Origin of the sequence: Chryseobacterium geocarposphaerae, from assembly GCF_002797535.1 — a bacterium.
Classification (GTDB): domain Bacteria; phylum Bacteroidota; class Bacteroidia; order Flavobacteriales; family Weeksellaceae; genus Chryseobacterium; species Chryseobacterium geocarposphaerae.
Genome location: NZ_PGFD01000001.1, coordinates 2351608 through 2369696, shown reverse-complemented (window position 1 = coordinate 2369696; position 18089 = coordinate 2351608). Strand labels below are relative to the sequence as shown.

The following is an 18089-nucleotide window of genomic DNA, read 5'->3' as shown; positions in this document are numbered from 1 at the left end:
AAAGTATTTTCCCACAATGAGCGAATTGAAATGGTATGTGCTGAAAGCAATCAGCGGACAGGAAAATAAAGTGAAAAACTATATTGAGACAGAAATCAAGCGTTTAGGGTTTGAGCAGTATGTAACTCAAGTGGTTATTCCTATGGAAAAGGTTATTCAAATTAGAAACGGAAAAAAAGTTCCTAAAGAAAGACCTTATTATCCTGGATACTTAATGATTGAAGCTGATCTGATGGGAGAGATTCCTCACATTATTAAGAACATTCCTGGAGTTATTTCTTTCTTAAGCTTAACAAAAGGAGGAGATCCTGTTCCAATGAGAAAGTCTGAAGTTAACAGAATGCTTGGAAGAATGGATGAATTGTCAGAATTTGCTAGCGATGTTGAAATTCCTTATGTAGTGGGTGAAAACGTTAAAGTAATTGACGGACCATTCAACGGATTCAACGGAACTGTGGAGAAAATTCTTGAAGATAAAAAGAAAATTGAAGTTTCCGTTCTTATCTTTGGTAGAAAAACTCCAATGGAACTTAGCTATATGCAAGTAGAAAAGGTTTAATACTTAAATACATATTTTAAAAACCGTTCAATATTTGAACGGTTTTTTATTTTTAATACTATGTAATGATTATTAATTTTATTATATTTAAAAACAAAATATAATACCATGAAAACAAAATACTCTTGTTCCAAGCTTTCTTTTTGGGGCTTCTTCATACTAATTATTTTATCAAATAAGTCTTTTGGTCAATTACAGGACGTAGATTTTCAAATTGGAATTTTTGATCCTCCTATTATGAAAGCAAATTTTAGAGCTGTACCTGCAGATTACAATAATGATAATTATGCGGATATAAGTGTAAAGACTTCAGGAGGGTATTGGCTTATAGATTATGCGGATCCTAATACACCAAATAACGGATTTGGTTCTTGGGATAAAATTTATGCTGAGTATGGAGGAGATGATGCAATACCGGTTCCTGGTGATTATGATGGAGATGGTTTAACAGATCTTGCGGTAAAAACGGATTCTGGATTATGGCTTATTGATTTGGCTAACAATGGACTTGGAGGCTGGGATCTTAATCTTAACAGTACTATTTATGGAGGTACAGATTCTCATCCTGTCCCAGGATATTACAATAACGATTCTATAATGGATATGGCTGTTAAAACAGATGATGGGTTTTGGAAAATTGATTTTGCAGATCCTACTGCAACAAATAATGGATTTGGTTCTTGGGATTTGATATTCTCTCAATATGGCGGCCCAGATGCTCATCCTGTTCCTGGGGACTATAACGGAGATGGTTTAACAGATCTTTCCGTTAAGACAGATAATGGAGGATGGCTTATAGATTATGCTGTTCCCAATGCTCCAAACAACGGATTCGGAGGTTGGGAAACTGTTGTGCAAACTACATGGCTTGCTGATGCTGTGCCCGTTCCTGGAGATTATAATGGTGACGGTTTAACGGATATTGCTGTAAAAGTTGATGAGAAATGGAATATTGATTATGCTAACCTTAGTCTTCCTAATAATGGATTTGGAGATTTTATAGATGTTTATAATCAATATGGTGATGCAGACGCATATCCGATTACTGCTGATTACGACGGCGATGGTGCAAGTGATTTAAGTATAAAGTCAACTGAGACGGGGAGATGGTTAATAGATAAATCCACCTCAGGCTTTGGAGGGTGGGATTGTGAGTCCATATTAGGTGATCATACAGATTATCATTATTTGCTGGGATCTACTCTTCCCTATTATTATGGTGATTTGCTCAAATTTCAAAAAGTAAAAGATGCTTATATTGATTTTCTAGTATCACCAACTATTATGTTTAGCCCTAATAATTATGCCAAAATATATGCTTATTTAGAATTGGCTAAACAAAAATCGCTTAAGGTGCTTTTAACAGGACATAATATTGCTAGTTATAAGGATCCTGATGGACTGCCAGATTATAAGCAAGAACTGTTAAATCGTTTTAAATATAATCTTCCTACGGGATTAGATGCCGCTGTTATGGGGTTTTTCTTGGGTGATGAACCGGGTTTTACTAGCTATAATAATGTTAATAAATGGACAACCTTCTTTAAATCAAATTTTCAGGAGAAACCTCTTTATTATAATCTATTCCCTAGATATTGGGGCGCTCCACAAAATGACGCGGAATATGAAGATTATCTGAATATGTATATCAATGATAATGAAACCAACTTTGTTTCTTATGATCACTATCCTTTGAAAAATGACGAACCTTTTAGAACAGATTTTTTCTACAATATGAAAGCTTTTAAGGATAAGATAGGGCCTTTAAGACCTTTTTGGTTTGTTGTCCAATCCCATAATGGAATATATGGGAATTTTACGACACTTCCTTATGAACCCAAACTTAAATTTATTACTTCGAGTGCTATTGCATATGGGGCAAAAGGATTATTATATTGGTCATACATGAATGGAATAGAAGAATATTCTTCAACCTATTCGTCTGTTCAAAAAGTTAATAAATATTTAAAAGAAATAGTTGGACCAATTATCATGACTTCTGATTATATTACCACATTACATAAAAGTGATACTTACATGAATCAGGGACGCCCGTTTGGTATTGATGAGCTAGTGGACTCAAATAGTACAGGAATAATTAAAACAGTTAGTAATAATAATGTATTATTAGGTCTATTTTCTAAAGTTGGTATAAACTCTATGGAATATTATGTCTGGGTAATGAATAAAGACCTGAACTCTACTGCATCCTCAATTGTACTTAGCATAGAGGGAAATAATTACAGAGCTTATATTTCTCCACGGATTGATACATATACTTCAGGGAATAATCTTTTTTCGACATTACCGCAACAATACAATGCATCGTCGAATACGACGACAATAACTATTCCGGAGCTTACTCCAGGGGAAGGAGTAATGATTAGATTAACTCCAAGAACATCCCATCCAATTGATCCATTTGACCCAATACTTTCTAGAAAAGATAATCCATTACGAGTATCTATAAATGATAAAAAAACAGTTAAAGTTTATCCCAATCCGGCTAGAGATGTGATTAATATAAAAGCTGACGAAGACATCATATCAATTTCAATTTATAGTAGTTCGGGGCAAAAGGTTTTAAAGATTGAAAAAGGTGTAAAAACGATTAATCTTAAGTCTATTCCAGCTGGCGTATATCATTTGAAAATTGAAACCAAAAATGGAATTATTAATGAAAAATTTATCAAAAAATAAAGTTCTATTACTCTGCAATTAATTTTATATGAGTAAAAAAGTATGATTAAATTTATAGATAAAATATAAAAGACTGCTATTAAGCAGTCTTTTGGATATATGACTATTTTGACAGCAAACTAAAAGGTTTATTAATCCTTAATAGAATATTGAAATAGGATTTCCATATTTTTTCCCTGTTGGTAAAATTTTTAGTTTATTCTACTGATGTTTCAATATGAGAAACTCTGTTTACTGTTTCTAAATAATATTTTGATTAATAATTTATCACCGGTTAGTGCTTGTATTATCTCTGTCCTGATTTTTTTTGAATAATTTAATTTAACTTGAATGGCATGCTTCTTGTAATTAAGTTATTAACTAATCCCAAATTTATATTCTTTTTAATACGCTATTTGCAGTTATAGAAGAATTTCTATATGTTTTAATTAAAATATAAAATACGGAATAGTTAAAAAACACAAGTCTTATAAAAACACATTTCAATGAAAAAAATTATTTTTATGATCACTCTGGTGAGTGCATCAGTACTTATGAGTGCGCAGGTTGGAATCAACACTACTACGCCGGAAAAAGAACTTACCGTGAATGGTACGATGAAGACATCAGGAATTGTTTTTAAACAGCCTATGGAAAAATTGGGAGCGGATGAGAACTACACTTTCATTATCAAATCTCCGGCTCCGGAAAACAAAATTACTGCGTATAATGATTCTTTCGTGCCTAATTCACCGGCACCCATTAACCTTATTCAGTTTAAAATAACCTGTGATCCTGCAGACAAGGATTGGGTAAACCAATTTGATACAAAGATTAATTCCAGCAAGTTTTTGGTGGTAATCTCTTCTTTTGGTTTTACACAGCCTACAAGAACGTTTTCTGCTAACTGGCTTACTCCCGTGCCCCAGATTTTTGCTTATTCTTCAGGAGGAACATGGAAATTGAAAGCAGATTATCATGGATTCGCTCCGGATTCATCACTTCCAACGGGAATCTGGACACTGAACCTGTTGGTGTTTGACAGATCATATGCCAAAGATTTCAATACAACACAAAACCTTAATTCTTTAGGAACAGGTGCTGCTTCTGCTCCATTAATTCAGTAAAAAAATAAAACAAAACGATGAAAAAAATTATTGCAATCCTCTTTACGGGTTTTGCTGCCTTAGGCGTGCATGCCCAAGTGGGAATTAATACCAAAACACCAAAGGGAACTCTTGATGTAGAAGGGGAAACGTTGGTAGAGTCTTATTTAATAGATACTGAGAATACGAAAGCGGGAGGGAATTATCTCCTTATTACCCGTTCAAAAGACAGTTCACCGATAGGAAAAGTTAAGCTGCTGGATATATCGCTTCGTAATGTAGCGCCTGTAAATATGTATAATGTTGTATTGAAAAATGTGAAACAGGACGAAGTTGTGAATCTGAATACAGGATTAGATGCGAGTAAATATGTTGTGGCTATTACAGGTGCTGTTTTTACAGGAGCGGTTTCTGCGGCAAATACGACTACAAATCCGAAATCATTTGGATCTTATTCCACAGAAATTACACAGGTAACGAGTGGTGGGAAAAGCTACCATGCCATTAATTTGGCTTTTAAAGGGGCAGGAACTGTTTCATCTCAAAACGGAACCTGGACACTTTCTTTAACTGTCTTTGAAAAGTCATTAGTTAAAGATTGGGGAACTTTCAATGGTTCTGTTTCGGCATCAGCTTCACCTGGTTATTCAGGAGTTTCAACCAATACACCTCTAGGACTTCAATAAGAAAACTATGAAAAGAAAAATTTATATCACGATAATCATGTGTCTGGGATTGCTTATGAATGCCCAGCAGGGAAAAGTAGGGATAAATACCACAAACCCTACAGAAACACTTGATGTTAATGGTAAAACATATACCAATTCTTTATATCTGAGAAACCCGGGAGAACCTACTATGTCAGGAGGTAGCTTTCTGGCAACTTCAGAAAATGCTTTACAGTTGTATGACCCTGCTTTGGAAAGTAGTGGATTATTTAATTATCTTAAACTTACTCTTACCGGAGTTCCGGGTACAGGAATTGCAGATTATGACACAAAGATAGATGCCAACAATTTTCTTGTTGTGCTTCATAACTACTCATTCAAGCTGAATGACGGAACTACCAGTGTAATGCTTGACTACGGAGATAACGGTATCAATGATAACAGGCAGGGATCTCCTGATGTTGTTGCATTCAAAAGTAATGGAACATGGCATATCAAAGCGCAATTTACAGACAGCAGAATTATTGCGACGAATTCACCCATTCCATCAAGAACTTATAATAATTTTACCGTTGATCTGTATCTGATGGCATATAAAAGATTGATTGAAAAGCAAAACATCAGTGATATCAATGCTGATCTTGGAGGAAATGATGGTTCTACGCAAACGATAAATAAACCATCAGGTTTTTAACAGATTTTTCCTGTCAAATATATAAAAGGCTATTTAGAAGTAAATAGCTTTTTTTATTTTTGTTTCTAGAAATTTTTACATGTTCAATATTTCAAAAATACGGATAACAGATTTTTTTCTTAATTGGAAATCTTTTCTTGTTTTTAACATTCTTATTTTCGTTGCTAAAATCGTTTTTTCAGCATATAATAACTTTCAAGCAGAATGGTTTGAAGATTGGAGTATTGCCAGGAATTTAGCCACTCTTGAAATCTACTCATGGAACTACAAATTTGGAAGCTCGGCCTATAAACTTCCCTTATATCCTTTGTTTCTGTGTTTTTTTATGAAATGTTTCGGACTCCTGAATGCTGCTAAATTTATCATTATTGCTCAGCATATTTTTTACTTTATTATTCCCGTAATAATTATTAAAATATTCGAAAATTTTAATCTAAAGACAGTTGGTTTTCTATCTGCATATTTTTTTATTTTTTCGCCCGCTTATTTTTATTATTCTAATGTTTTAGAGGCTACTAATCTATTTATTCTGCTTTTTGCTGTTTGGCTTTATGGGTATTCTATATGCTGGACTCAGACTTATATTAGCTTTAATAAGATCATAATTTTTTCTGTGATCACGGCTTTGGTTGCTTTAACGCAGGTGGTAGCTGTTCCCATCATGGGAGTGATGGCTTTATTTTTAATATATTATAAAAAACGTTCTTTAAAAGATATTTTCACTGTTGCCTGTATTGCTGTACTTGCGTATTCTCCCTGGGTAATTAGAAACTATACTACTTTTGATAAGGTAATCATCAGTAAGTCTCCTTTTTGGCAAAACGTTTTTTTTGGTTACATTCCTGACTATCAGATATTACCGGATAATCATTTTCTAACACAAGAAGAAAAGAAGACTGTCTTTAAAAAAACGGCAGCCCATAATGAATTTATCAATGAGAAAATTTATAAGGAAGAGGTCTTGAAAATTGTAAGAAAAGACAGTTTTGCTTTCATTAAAAAAGGATTCAATAACTTTATTAGCTTATGGTTTGTTCCCAAAACATATTTTGATAATAATAGTCTGTCTATTCTTATTGGGCGTAAATTATACGTTATTTTCATTAATTTATTATTATTAATAAGCATGATCTATTTTTTCAGGAACAATAAAAAAATATTTCTTTTTTGCTGTATTCTATTTGTAGGATTTACATTTCCGTATTTAATAGGACATGCTGCGAACATTCGTTTTAAATTGGATTTTGAATGGATAGAAACTTCTGTAATCTCGCTTTTTTTATTTCATAAATATTTTGTATCAAATAAGAAGTTCAATCCAAAAGATAGACTTAGTATTTAGAAAAAAATATAATACTTTCTAAAAATCAGCTGATTCGGTTTGCTATTTCAAAAATATTTTATAATTTTGCAGTCCGAAAAGTAGGATTGTCTAAGGTGAGAATAGATAACCTGCTGAATAATAAATGCTTCCAAACTCATTAATTATTCAAACTTAAAAAACAAAAAATGGCTAAAAAAGTCTTTAAAATGGTAAAGCTTCAGGTGAAAGGTGGCGCAGCTAACCCTTCTCCACCAGTAGGTCCAGCATTGGGTTCTGCGGGTGTGAACATCATGGAGTTTTGTAAGCAATTTAACGGAAGAACTCAAGATAAGCCAGGACAAGTTTTACCTGTAGTAATTACAGTATACGAAGACAAATCTTTTGAATTCGTTATCAAAACTCCTCCTGCAGCAATCCAGTTAATGGATGCGGCTAAAATCAAGGGTGGTTCTGGAGAACCAAACAGAAACAAAGTAGGTTCTGTATCTTGGGATCAAGTGAAAAAAATCGCTGAAGATAAAATGGCGGACCTTAACTGCTTTACAATGGATTCAGCTGTTTCTATGGTTGCAGGTACTGCAAGATCTATGGGATTAAGAGTAACAGGAACTAAACCAACTTTTAACGCTTAATACTTAAAGAAGAAATGGCAAAATTAACAAAAAAGCAAAAGGAAGCTTTAAGCAAAGTAGAAAAAGGAAGAATCTATAACCTTGAAGAAGGTTCAGCTCTTGTAAAAGAAGTAAACACTGCAAAGTTTGATGCTTCTGTAGACATCGCTGTAAGATTAGGGGTAGATCCAAGAAAAGCTAACCAAATGGTAAGAGGTGTTGTATCTCTTCCTCACGGAACTGGTAAAGATGTTAAAGTTTTGGCTTTAGTAACTCCAGATAAAGAAGCAGAAGCTAAAGAAGCTGGTGCTGACTATGTAGGTCTTGATGAATATTTACAAAAAATCAAAGAAGGTTGGACGGATGTTGACGTTATCGTTACGATGCCAGCTGTAATGGGTAAATTAGGACCATTGGGTAGAGTATTAGGACCAAGAGGTTTAATGCCAAACCCTAAATCAGGAACTGTAACTATGGAAATTGGTAAAGCAGTAACTGAAGTAAAAGCAGGTAAAATTGACTTCAAAGTTGATAAATACGGTATTATCCACGCTGGTATTGGTAAAGTATCTTTCGATGCTGCTAAAATCAAGGAAAATGCTCAGGAATTGATCTCTACTTTGATTAAAATGAAACCAACTGCTGCTAAAGGAACTTATGTGAAGTCTATCTATTTGTCTTCTACAATGAGTCCGGGTATTGCAATTGATACTAAATCTGTTAACTAATAATAAATCCTTAAGACAATGACAAAAGACCAAAAAGTTGTAGCAATACAAGAGATCAAAGATTTGCTTCAGGATGCAAAAGTAGTTTACGTAGCAGATCTAGAAGGTTTGAACGCTGCAAAATCTTCTGACTTCAGAAGACAGGCTTTCAAGCAAAATATTAAAGTAAAAGTTGTAAAAAATACACTTTTACAAAAAGCAATGGAGCAAATGGAAGGAGTGGATTACTCTGAAATGTTCCAGTCTTTCAAAGGAAATTCAGCTATTATGATTTCTGAGACTGCAAACGCTCCTGCAAAATTAATCCAAGGGTTCAGAAAGAAAGAAGAAAAGCCAGCTTTGAAGTCTGCTTTTGTTCAGGAAACTTTCTACGTTGGTGACAACAACCTAGACATGTTGGCTAACATCAAGTCTAGAGAAGAAATGATCGGTGAAATCATCGGATTACTTCAGTCTCCAATTCAAAGAGTTGTTTCTGCTCTTCAAAACAAACCTGAAACTGTAGAAGCTAAAGCTGAAGAAGCTGCTCCTGCTGTTGAAGAAACTCCTGCTGCTGAGGCTCCGGAAGCTCCTGCTGCAGAAAGCACTGACGAAACGCCAGCTGCTGAATAATTACACTCAAAAAATAATAAATAATCAACAAAAACATTACAACAATGTCAGATTTAAAAAATTTAGCTGAAACGCTAGTAAACTTAACAGTAAAAGACGTAAACGAATTAGCTGCTATCCTTAAGGATGAGTACGGAATTGAGCCAGCTGCTGCTGCTGTAGTAGTTGCTGCAGGTGGTGCAGGTGAAGCTGCTGAAGAAAAAACAGAATTCGACGTAATTCTTAAGTCTGCAGGTGCTTCTAAATTAGCTATCGTTAAATTAGTAAAAGATTTAACTGGTGCTGGTCTTAAAGAAGCTAAAGATATCGTAGACGGTGCTCCAGCTCCAATCAAAACTGGTGTATCTAAAGACGAAGCTGAAGCTCTTAAGAAGCAATTAGAAGAAGCTGGTGCTGAAGTAGAATTGAAATAATCAATTTTATTATAAATAATAAGCCTGAGTATTTACTCGGGCTTTTTTTGTGGGGTAAAAATTAGAGCTCTGGACTTTTTGCTATTAAAAAAGACCACTGTTTAAATAAAATACACTAATTTTAAATGATGCAAAAATTTATTTCGCAATGAAATATTGTGAATGTGGATAACTTTTTGTATCTTTGCTCCTCTTTTGGCGCGAAAAATTGTTTGTAAATCTATAAAATACTGAGTATTAACTCTTTCATGAAAATGAAAGGGCTTTGTTGTATATAGACATTGCGGCGGTTCTGCCTCAAAAGTAATAAAAATATTTTGCATTACACTGTGAAAAGATATACCAGTGTTGCAGTTAGAAGCTTAATACGATTTAAATAGTTGAGAATTAGGAATAAAACTTGATGATTGCGCCAAAATTTTCTATTTATTCTTTTCTCGGGATTTAATACGATTCACTTCTGATATTTTTTAATCAAAATATTTTTTAACCCTTTCTTAAAAGTTTTATGAGTAAAACAACAGCAACAACTAGGGGGGATAAGAGAGTTAACTTCTCTTCAGCGAAAGGAAAAATTATTACTCCAGACTTCTTGGATATCCAAATTGAGTCTTTCAGTGAGTTTTTCCAGCTAGATACCCTTCCGGAAGACAGAACAAACGAAGGTTTGTATAAGACCTTCCAGGAAAATTTCCCGATTACCGATTCCAGAAACCAATTCGTATTGGAATTCTTGGATTATTTGGTGGATTCTCCACGTTATTCAATTGATGAGTGTGTGGAAAGAGGATTGACGTATTCAGTGCCTCTTAAAGCAAGACTTAAATTGTATTGTACAGACCCTGAACACGAGGATTTCCAGACTGTAGTTCAGGATGTATATTTAGGCCCTGTTCCTTATATGACGCCTAGTGGGTCTTTCATCATCAATGGTGCAGAAAGAGTTATCGTTACGCAGCTTCACCGTTCACCTGGTGTATTCTTCGGACAAACGTACCACGCAAATGGAACAAAATTGTATTATTCAAGAATTATCCCTTTCAAAGGGTCTTGGATGGAATTTACGACCGATATCAACAGCGTTATGTACGCGTATATCGACCGTAAGAAAAAATTACCACTAACTACTTTATTAAGAGCGATTGGTTACGAATCTGATAAGGATATCCTTCAGATCTTCGACCTTGCTGAGGAAGTGAAAGTTTCTAAAGCTGCCCTTAAAAAAGTTGAAGGAAGAACATTGGCTGCGAGAGTTTTGAACACTTGGTTCGAAGATTTCGTAGATGAAGATACGGGTGAGGTAGTTTCTATCGAAAGAAACGAAATCATCTTGGATAGAGAAACGATTCTTGAAAAAGAACATTTGGATCTTATTCTTGATGCTGGTGTGAAATCAATCCTTATTCACAAAGAAAACAGCAATGAATTCTCTATCATTCAGAATACATTACAAAAAGACCCTACCAACTCTGAAAAAGAGGCAGTAGAGTATATCTATCGTCAGTTAAGAAACGCAGATCCGCCAGATGAGGAAACGGCAAGAGGAATCATTGAAAAATTATTCTTCTCTGAGCAAAGATATTCTCTAGGTGAAGTAGGACGTTACAGATTGAATAAAAAATTAGGTCTTAATATCCCAACTACGACTGAAGTTCTTACAAAAGAAGATATCATCGCTATTGTAAGACACTTGATCGAGCTTGTTAACTCTAAAGCAGAAGTTGATGATATCGACCACTTATCAAACAGAAGAATCAAAACTGTTGGTGAGCAATTAGCTGGACAATTCGGTGTAGGTCTTTCAAGAATTGCAAGAACAATCAAGGAAAGAATGAACGTTAGAGATAACGAAATCTTTACTCCGCTTGATCTTGTTAATGCGAAAACATTAACATCTGTAATCAACTCGTTCTTTGGTACCAACCAGCTTTCTCAGTTTATGGACCAGACCAACCCGCTTTCAGAGATCACTCACAAGAGAAGATTATCTGCACTAGGGCCTGGAGGTTTATCAAGAGAAAGAGCAGGTTTCGAGGTTCGAGACGTTCACCATACTCACTACGGAAGAATTTGTCCGATTGAAACTCCGGAAGGACCAAACATCGGTTTGATTTCATCTCTAGGTATTTATGCTAAGATCAATAACTTAGGTTTCATCGAAACTCCATATAGAAAAGTAGAAGATGGTAAGATCGATTTATCGGCTGATCCGATTTACTTAAATGCAGAAGACGAAGAAGATAAAGTAATTGCTCAGGCGAACGTTGAACTAAACGATAACGGTGAGTTCTTAACAGACAGAATTATTGCAAGATTGGATGGTGACTACCCAGTAGTGGAGCCAAGTCAGGTAAATCTTATCGACGTAGCGCCAAACCAGATTTCGGGTATTTCTGCATCATTAATTCCATTCTTGGAGCATGATGATGCGAACCGTGCCTTGATGGGATCTAACATGATGCGTCAGGCAGTTCCTTTGTTGAAGCCACAGGCTCCAATCGTAGGTACAGGTCTGGAACAGCAAGTTGCGAAAGATTCAAGAATTTTAATTAACGCTGAAGGTACTGGTACTGTAGAGTACGTAGATGCTGACAAGATCGTTATTAAATATGAAAGAAGCGAGGATGAGGATTTAGTATCATTTGAATCTGCTACTAAAACATATAACTTAACTAAGTTTAGAAAAACTAACCAAAGTACAACTATCACGCTAAGACCAAACGTAAGAGTAGGTGATGTAGTGGAGAAAGGACAAGTACTTTGCGACGGTTATGCTACTGAAGACGGAGAATTAGCTCTTGGTAGAAACTTAGTGGTTGCGTTCATGCCTTGGAAAGGATACAACTTTGAGGATGCGATCGTAATCAACGAAAAAGTTGTACGTGAAGACTGGTTTACTTCCATCCACGTAGATGAATATTCTCTTGAGGTTCGTGATACCAAATTAGGTATGGAAGAATTAACAGCAGATATTCCAAACGTTTCTGAAGAAGCAACTAAAGATCTTGATGAAAATGGTATGATCAGAATCGGTGCTGAAGTGAAGCCTGGAGATATCATGATTGGTAAAATCACTCCAAAAGGTGAATCTGACCCGACTCCTGAAGAAAAGCTTTTAAGAGCAATCTTCGGTGACAAAGCCGGTGATGTGAAGGACGCTTCATTGAAGGCTGACTCGTCATTAAGAGGGGTTGTGATCAACAAAAAGTTGTTCTCAAGAAACATTAAAGATAAAAAGAAGAGAACTGAAGAGAAACTTAAACTTGAAGAAATTGAAAACACTTACAAGGCTAAGTTTGATGAGTTGAGAAATACTTTAATTGAAAAATTAAATACACTGGTAAGCGGTAAAACTTCTCAAGGGGTTAAAAATGACCTAGATGAAGAAATCATCGGTAAAGGTGTGAAATTCACTCATAAATTATTGACTTCAGTTGAAGATTATGTAAACGTTAGCGGTTCAGACTGGACTGTAGATAACGATAAAAATGAATTGATTAAGCAATTAATTCATAATTACAAAATCAAATACAATGATATTCAAGGGGTTAAAAACCGTGAGAAATTCGCAATTTCAATCGGAGACGAGCTTCCTGCAGGTATCATGAAGTTGGCTAAAGTTTATATTGCTAAAAAACGTAAACTGAATGTAGGGGATAAAATGGCAGGGCGTCACGGTAACAAAGGTATCGTTTCAAGAATCGTTCGTGAAGAAGATATGCCATTCCTTGAAGACGGAACACCGGTAGATATCGTATTGAATCCACTAGGGGTACCTTCTCGTATGAACATCGGTCAGATTTATGAAACAGTTCTTGGATGGGCTGGTAAAAAATTAGGATTGAAGTTCGCTACACCAATTTTTGACGGAGCAAGCTTAGATCAAATCACTGAATACACTGAAAAAGCAGGTCTTCCTAAATTTGGTAACACCTATCTTTATGATGGTGGTACCGGAGAAAGATTTACACAGCCGGCTACAGTAGGGGTAATCTATATGTTGAAACTAGGACACATGGTAGATGATAAGATGCACGCACGTTCTATCGGTCCTTACTCATTGATTACTCAGCAGCCGTTAGGAGGTAAAGCTCAGTTCGGAGGTCAGAGATTCGGAGAGATGGAGGTTTGGGCCCTTGAAGCATTCGGAGCATCTAACATCTTGAGAGAAATCTTAACTGTGAAGTCAGATGACGTGATTGGTAGAGCAAAAACTTATGAAGCAATTGCAAAAGGTGAGTCGATGCCTGAACCTGGTATTCCGGAATCATTCAACGTATTACTTCACGAGTTACAAGGTCTTGGACTTGATGTAAGACTAGAGGAATAATTTTAAATTTTAAATTATAAATGTTGAATGGCAACATTCAAAAATTAATCTAAAATCTAAAATCTAAAATTTAAAATCTAACAAATGTCAAATAAAAATAAATCAAGTAGATTTAATAAAATAACCATCGGTTTAGCTTCACCGGAGTCTATCTTACAAGACTCAAGAGGAGAAGTTCTTAAGCCGGAAACTATTAACTACAGAACTCACAAGCCTGAAAGAGACGGTTTGTTCTGTGAAAAAATCTTCGGTCCTGTTAAGGATTACGAATGTGCTTGTGGTAAATACAAGAGAATTCGTTACAAAGGGATCGTTTGTGACCGTTGTGGAGTAGAAGTTACGGAGAAAAAAGTAAGAAGAGAGAGAATCGGGCACATCAACCTTGTAGTTCCAATCGCTCATATCTGGTATTTCCGTTCTTTACCGAACAAAATAGGTTACCTTTTAGGAATTCCTTCCAAGAAATTGGATATGATCATCTACTACGAAAGATATGTGGTGATTCAGCAAGGTATTGCTAAAAAATTAGACGGTTCCGACTTCGAAAACATGGAATTCTTAACTGAAGAAGAGTATCTGGATATCATGGAGACTCTTCCGGTAGAGAACCAATATCTTGACGATTCTGATCCTAACAAATTCATCGCTAAAATGGGTGCTGAAGCTGTTGAGGAATTATTGAAAAGAATCGATCTTGATGCATTGTCTTTCGATTTGAGACACAAAGCTCACAACGAAGGTTCAAAACAAAGAAGAACTGAAGCTCTGAAAAGATTGAACGTTGTAGAAGCATTAAGAGGAGCGAATACAAGAATGATCAACAAGCCTGAGTGGATGATCATGCGTGTGCTTCCAGTTATCCCACCGGAACTAAGACCATTGGTTCCATTGGATGGAGGACGTTTCGCAACTTCTGACTTAAATGACCTTTACAGAAGAGTTATCATCAGAAATAACCGTTTGAAGAGATTATTGGAGATCAAAGCTCCTGAAGTAATCTTAAGAAACGAGAAGCGTATGCTTCAGGAATCAGTAGATTCATTATTCGATAACACAAGAAAATCTTCTGCAGTAAAATCTGAATCAAACAGACCATTGAAATCACTTTCTGATTCATTGAAAGGTAAGCAAGGTCGTTTCCGTCAGAACTTACTAGGGAAAAGGGTAGACTACTCTGCGCGTTCGGTAATTGTTGTAGGTCCGAACTTACAACTTCACGAATGTGGTATTCCTAAAGATATGGCTGCAGAACTTTACAAACCGTTCATCATTAGAAAACTAATCGAGAGAGGTATTGTAAAAACAGTAAAATCTGCAAAGAGAATTATTGACAGAAAAGAGCCGGTAGTTTATGATATTCTTGAAAACGTGATGAAAGGTCACCCTGTACTATTGAACAGGGCACCTACGCTTCACAGATTGGGTATTCAGGCTTTCCAACCTAAGATGATCGAAGGTAAGGCAATCCAGCTACACCCGTTAGTAACTACGGCCTTCAACGCCGATTTCGACGGTGACCAGATGGCGGTACACTTACCGTTAGGTCCTGAAGCGATCCTTGAAGCTCAGTTATTGATGTTAGGTTCTCAAAACATCCTGAACCCGGCAAACGGTTCTCCAATTACCGTACCTTCTCAGGACATGGTTCTTGGTCTTTACTTCATGACAAAACAGTTGGATTCAACTGAGACTATGAAAGTAAAAGGTGAAGGTCTTGCATTCTATTCTCCTGAGGAAGCGGAAATCGCTTATGCAGAAGGAAAAGTTTCTCTAAATGCTAAGGTAAGATGTAAATTACCTGTTAAGGAAAACGGAGAAATCGTAACAAGACTGATCGAAACCACTGTAGGTAGAATCTTATTCAACCAGATTGTACCAAAACAAGTAGGATATATCAATGAGCTTCTTACTAAGAAATCATTAAGAAACGTTATCGGTAAGATCCTTGCTGATACAGATTTCCCTACAACTGTGAAGTTCCTTGATGCAATGAAAGACTTAGGATATTCAAATGCATTTAAAGGAGGTCTTTCTTTCTCATTAGGAGACATCGTGGTTCCTGTTGAGAAAAAACAGATGATTGCACAATCAATTGAAACTGTGGACGAAATTAGAGCCAACTATAACATGGGTCTAATTACAGATACAGAACGTTATAACCAGGTAATCGACGTTTGGACGAACACCAACGCAGGATTAACTGAAATGATCATGAGCAGAATGAAAACTGACCAAGGTGGTTTCAACTCTGTATACATGATGCTTGACTCTGGAGCGAGGGGTTCTAAGGAACAGATCCGTCAGTTATCAGGGATGAGAGGTTTGATGGCGAAACCGCAAAAAGCCGGTTCTACCGGAGCGGAGATCATCGAAAACCCGATTCTTGCTAACTTTAAAGAAGGTCTTTCGATTCTAGAGTACTTTATCTCTACCCACGGTGCCCGTAAAGGTCTTGCAGATACCGCTCTTAAGACTGCTGATGCAGGTTACTTAACGAGAAGATTGGTAGACGTTGCACAGGACGTTATCGTTACAGAAGACGACTGTGGAACTTTAAGAGGTACAGAAGTTACTGCACTTAAGAAAAATGACGAGATCGTTGAAAAAATCTCTGAAAGAATCTTAGGTAGAGTTTCTTTACATAATGTTTACGATCCTGAAACAGATGAATTAATTGCTGAAGCTGACCAGGTAATTACTGAGGCATTAGCTAAGAGAATTGAGGAAGCTGGATTAGAAGCTGTTGAAGTTCGTTCACCATTAACTTGTGAAGCTAAGAAAGGTATCTGTGCGAAATGCTACGGTAGAAACTTGGCTACAGGTAAAATGATTCATATGGGTGAAGCGGTAGGTGTAATTGCAGCACAATCAATTGGGGAGCCGGGAACTCAGCTTACGTTGAGAACTTTCCACCAAGGGGGTACTGCAGGAAACGTATCAGAAAACCCATCAATCGTTGCAAGAAGAGATGGTATCGTTGAAATGGATGAAGTAAGAACAATTACTTCTGAAGATGAAAACGGTAATACATCAGAAGTTGTAGTTTCTCGTTCAACAGAATTCAGATTAGTTGCTGATAATGAGTCCAGAACTCCATTAATGGTAGCTAACGTACCTTACGGTTCAATATTGGCTGTAAAACCGGGTGATAAAGTGAAAAAAGGTGATGTAATCTGTACATGGGATGCCTATAACGCGGTAATCATTGCTGAAACATCTGGTAAGGTTGAATACGAGGATATCATCCAGGGTATTTCATTCCAGTTGGAGATTGACGAAGCAACAGGATTTGAAGAGAAAGTAATCTCTGAATCTAGAAATAAGAAAGCGGTACCTACGTTAAAAGTAGTAGATTCTAAAGGTGTTGAACAAAAAGGTTACAACTTACCGGTAGGAGCTCACTTAATGGTTAACGATGGTGAAAAAATTAAGGCTGGTAAAGTCTTGATTAAGATCCCTAGAAAATCTGCAAAAGCAGGGGATATCACCGGAGGTCTTCCGAGAGTTACTGAATTATTCGAAGCAAGAAACCCTTCAAACCCAGCGGTAGTAACAGAAATCGATGGGGTAGTTTCTTACGGAAAAATCAAGAGAGGTAACCGTGAATTGATTGTTGAGGCTAAAACTGGAGAGAGAAAAATTTATTTAGTTAAATTATCAAACCAGATCTTAGTACAGGAGAATGACTTCGTAAGAGCAGGTTCTCCATTGTCTGACGGTTCTATCACACCTGAAGATATCCTAAGAATTAAAGGTCCAACTGCAGTTCAGGAATATCTGGTAAATGAAATTCAGGAAGTTTACCGTTTACAAGGGGTAAAAATCGACGACAAGCACTTCGAAATTATCGTAAGACAGATGATGACGAAAGTATCTATCGTGGATGGAGGTGATACTCAGTTCCTTGAAGGAGCTCTTGAGCATAAATATGACTTCTTGGAAGAAAATAACAGAGTATTCGGTCTTAAAGTAGTTGTTGATGCTGGTGATTCTAAAGTATTCAAACCAGGTCAGATGATTACAGCGAGAGAATTAAGAGACGAAAACTCTAAATTGAAGCGTGAAGATCAGGCTTTAGTTGAAGTAAGAGAAGCTTTACCGGCTACAGCAACACCTGTATTGCAAGGTATTACAAGAGCAGCTCTTCAGACTAAATCGTTCATGTCTGCAGCATCGTTCCAGGAAACAACTAAGGTTCTTAACGAAGCAGCAGTTGCTGGTAAGGTAGACGATCTTAACGGTCTTAAAGAAAATGTAATTGTAGGACACAGAATCCCTGCAGGTACGGGTCTTAAAGAATACCAAAATGTAATTGTAGGTTCTAGAAAAGAATTCGAAGACCTTAACTAAAATTAATGATTTGGA

The 18089-nt window shown here is 36.2% G+C and carries 12 protein-coding genes; all 12 read left to right on the top strand.

Annotated features, from left to right (window positions below):
- Nucleotides 1-16 precede the first annotated feature (16 nt).
- A complete protein-coding gene (gene nusG, locus CLV73_RS10555; protein WP_100376773.1) occupies nucleotides 17-559 on the top strand; it encodes a transcription termination/antitermination protein NusG in 543 nt (180 codons plus the stop codon).
- A gap of 108 nt (nucleotides 560-667) precedes the next feature.
- On the top strand, nucleotides 668-3259 hold the full coding sequence (locus tag CLV73_RS10550) for a T9SS type A sorting domain-containing protein (protein ID WP_100376772.1): 2592 nt from the start codon (nucleotides 668-670) through the stop codon (nucleotides 3257-3259).
- Nucleotides 3260-3744: 485 nt separating this feature from the next.
- The gene (locus tag CLV73_RS10545) at nucleotides 3745-4365 is read left to right on the top strand and encodes a hypothetical protein (protein ID WP_100376771.1); all 621 of its coding nucleotides are present in this window, start codon (nucleotides 3745-3747) and stop codon (nucleotides 4363-4365) included.
- Nucleotides 4366-4382: 17 nt separating this feature from the next.
- On the top strand, nucleotides 4383-5030 hold the full coding sequence (locus CLV73_RS10540; protein ID WP_100376770.1) for a hypothetical protein: 648 nt from the start codon (nucleotides 4383-4385) through the stop codon (nucleotides 5028-5030).
- 7 nt (nucleotides 5031-5037) lie between these two features.
- Nucleotides 5038-5706 (top strand): hypothetical protein, encoded by a 669-nt coding sequence (locus CLV73_RS10535; protein ID WP_100376769.1) that lies wholly within the window; start codon nucleotides 5038-5040, stop codon nucleotides 5704-5706.
- 79 nt (nucleotides 5707-5785) lie between these two features.
- Nucleotides 5786-7048 (top strand): hypothetical protein, encoded by a 1263-nt coding sequence (locus CLV73_RS10530; protein ID WP_100376768.1) that lies wholly within the window; start codon nucleotides 5786-5788, stop codon nucleotides 7046-7048.
- Between the two features lie 167 nt (nucleotides 7049-7215).
- A complete protein-coding gene (gene rplK, locus CLV73_RS10525) occupies nucleotides 7216-7662 on the top strand; it encodes a 50S ribosomal protein L11 (protein ID WP_027375531.1) in 447 nt (148 codons plus the stop codon).
- Between the two features lie 14 nt (nucleotides 7663-7676).
- Nucleotides 7677-8369 (top strand): 50S ribosomal protein L1, encoded by a 693-nt coding sequence (gene rplA / locus CLV73_RS10520; RefSeq protein WP_100075647.1) that lies wholly within the window; start codon nucleotides 7677-7679, stop codon nucleotides 8367-8369.
- Nucleotides 8370-8387: 18 nt separating this feature from the next.
- On the top strand, nucleotides 8388-8981 hold the full coding sequence (gene rplJ, locus CLV73_RS10515; RefSeq protein ID WP_100376767.1) for a 50S ribosomal protein L10: 594 nt from the start codon (nucleotides 8388-8390) through the stop codon (nucleotides 8979-8981).
- A 44-nt stretch (nucleotides 8982-9025) separates the two neighbouring features.
- Nucleotides 9026-9394 carry a 50S ribosomal protein L7/L12 gene (rplL, locus tag CLV73_RS10510; protein WP_072997912.1) on the top strand — a complete coding sequence of 123 codons (369 nt, stop codon included), beginning with the start codon at nucleotides 9026-9028 and terminating at the stop codon, nucleotides 9392-9394.
- 508 nt (nucleotides 9395-9902) lie between these two features.
- A complete protein-coding gene (gene rpoB / locus CLV73_RS10500; protein WP_100376765.1) occupies nucleotides 9903-13724 on the top strand; it encodes a DNA-directed RNA polymerase subunit beta in 3822 nt (1273 codons plus the stop codon).
- Between the two features lie 84 nt (nucleotides 13725-13808).
- On the top strand, nucleotides 13809-18074 hold the full coding sequence (rpoC, locus tag CLV73_RS10495) for a DNA-directed RNA polymerase subunit beta' (protein ID WP_100376764.1): 4266 nt from the start codon (nucleotides 13809-13811) through the stop codon (nucleotides 18072-18074).
- Nucleotides 18075-18089: the final 15 nt, after the last annotated feature.

What these genes read in the sequence shown, in the direction of transcription:
- rplL (WP_072997912.1), top strand. Translation starts at nt 9,026, where the DNA reads ATGTCAGATTTAAAAAATTTAGCTGAAACGCTAGTAAACTTAACAGTA.
- CLV73_RS10530 (WP_100376768.1), top strand. Translation starts at nt 5,786, where the DNA reads ATGTTCAATATTTCAAAAATACGGATAACAGATTTTTTTCTTAATTGG.
- rplA (WP_100075647.1), top strand. Translation starts at nt 7,677, where the DNA reads ATGGCAAAATTAACAAAAAAGCAAAAGGAAGCTTTAAGCAAAGTAGAA.
- CLV73_RS10550 (WP_100376772.1), top strand. Translation starts at nt 668, where the DNA reads ATGAAAACAAAATACTCTTGTTCCAAGCTTTCTTTTTGGGGCTTCTTC.
- rpoB (WP_100376765.1), top strand. Translation starts at nt 9,903, where the DNA reads ATGAGTAAAACAACAGCAACAACTAGGGGGGATAAGAGAGTTAACTTC.
- CLV73_RS10540 (WP_100376770.1), top strand. Translation starts at nt 4,383, where the DNA reads ATGAAAAAAATTATTGCAATCCTCTTTACGGGTTTTGCTGCCTTAGGC.
- rpoC (WP_100376764.1), top strand. Translation starts at nt 13,809, where the DNA reads ATGTCAAATAAAAATAAATCAAGTAGATTTAATAAAATAACCATCGGT.
- CLV73_RS10545 (WP_100376771.1), top strand. Translation starts at nt 3,745, where the DNA reads ATGAAAAAAATTATTTTTATGATCACTCTGGTGAGTGCATCAGTACTT.
- rplJ (WP_100376767.1), top strand. Translation starts at nt 8,388, where the DNA reads ATGACAAAAGACCAAAAAGTTGTAGCAATACAAGAGATCAAAGATTTG.
- CLV73_RS10535 (WP_100376769.1), top strand. Translation starts at nt 5,038, where the DNA reads ATGAAAAGAAAAATTTATATCACGATAATCATGTGTCTGGGATTGCTT.
- rplK (WP_027375531.1), top strand. Translation starts at nt 7,216, where the DNA reads ATGGCTAAAAAAGTCTTTAAAATGGTAAAGCTTCAGGTGAAAGGTGGC.
- nusG (WP_100376773.1), top strand. Translation starts at nt 17, where the DNA reads ATGAGCGAATTGAAATGGTATGTGCTGAAAGCAATCAGCGGACAGGAA.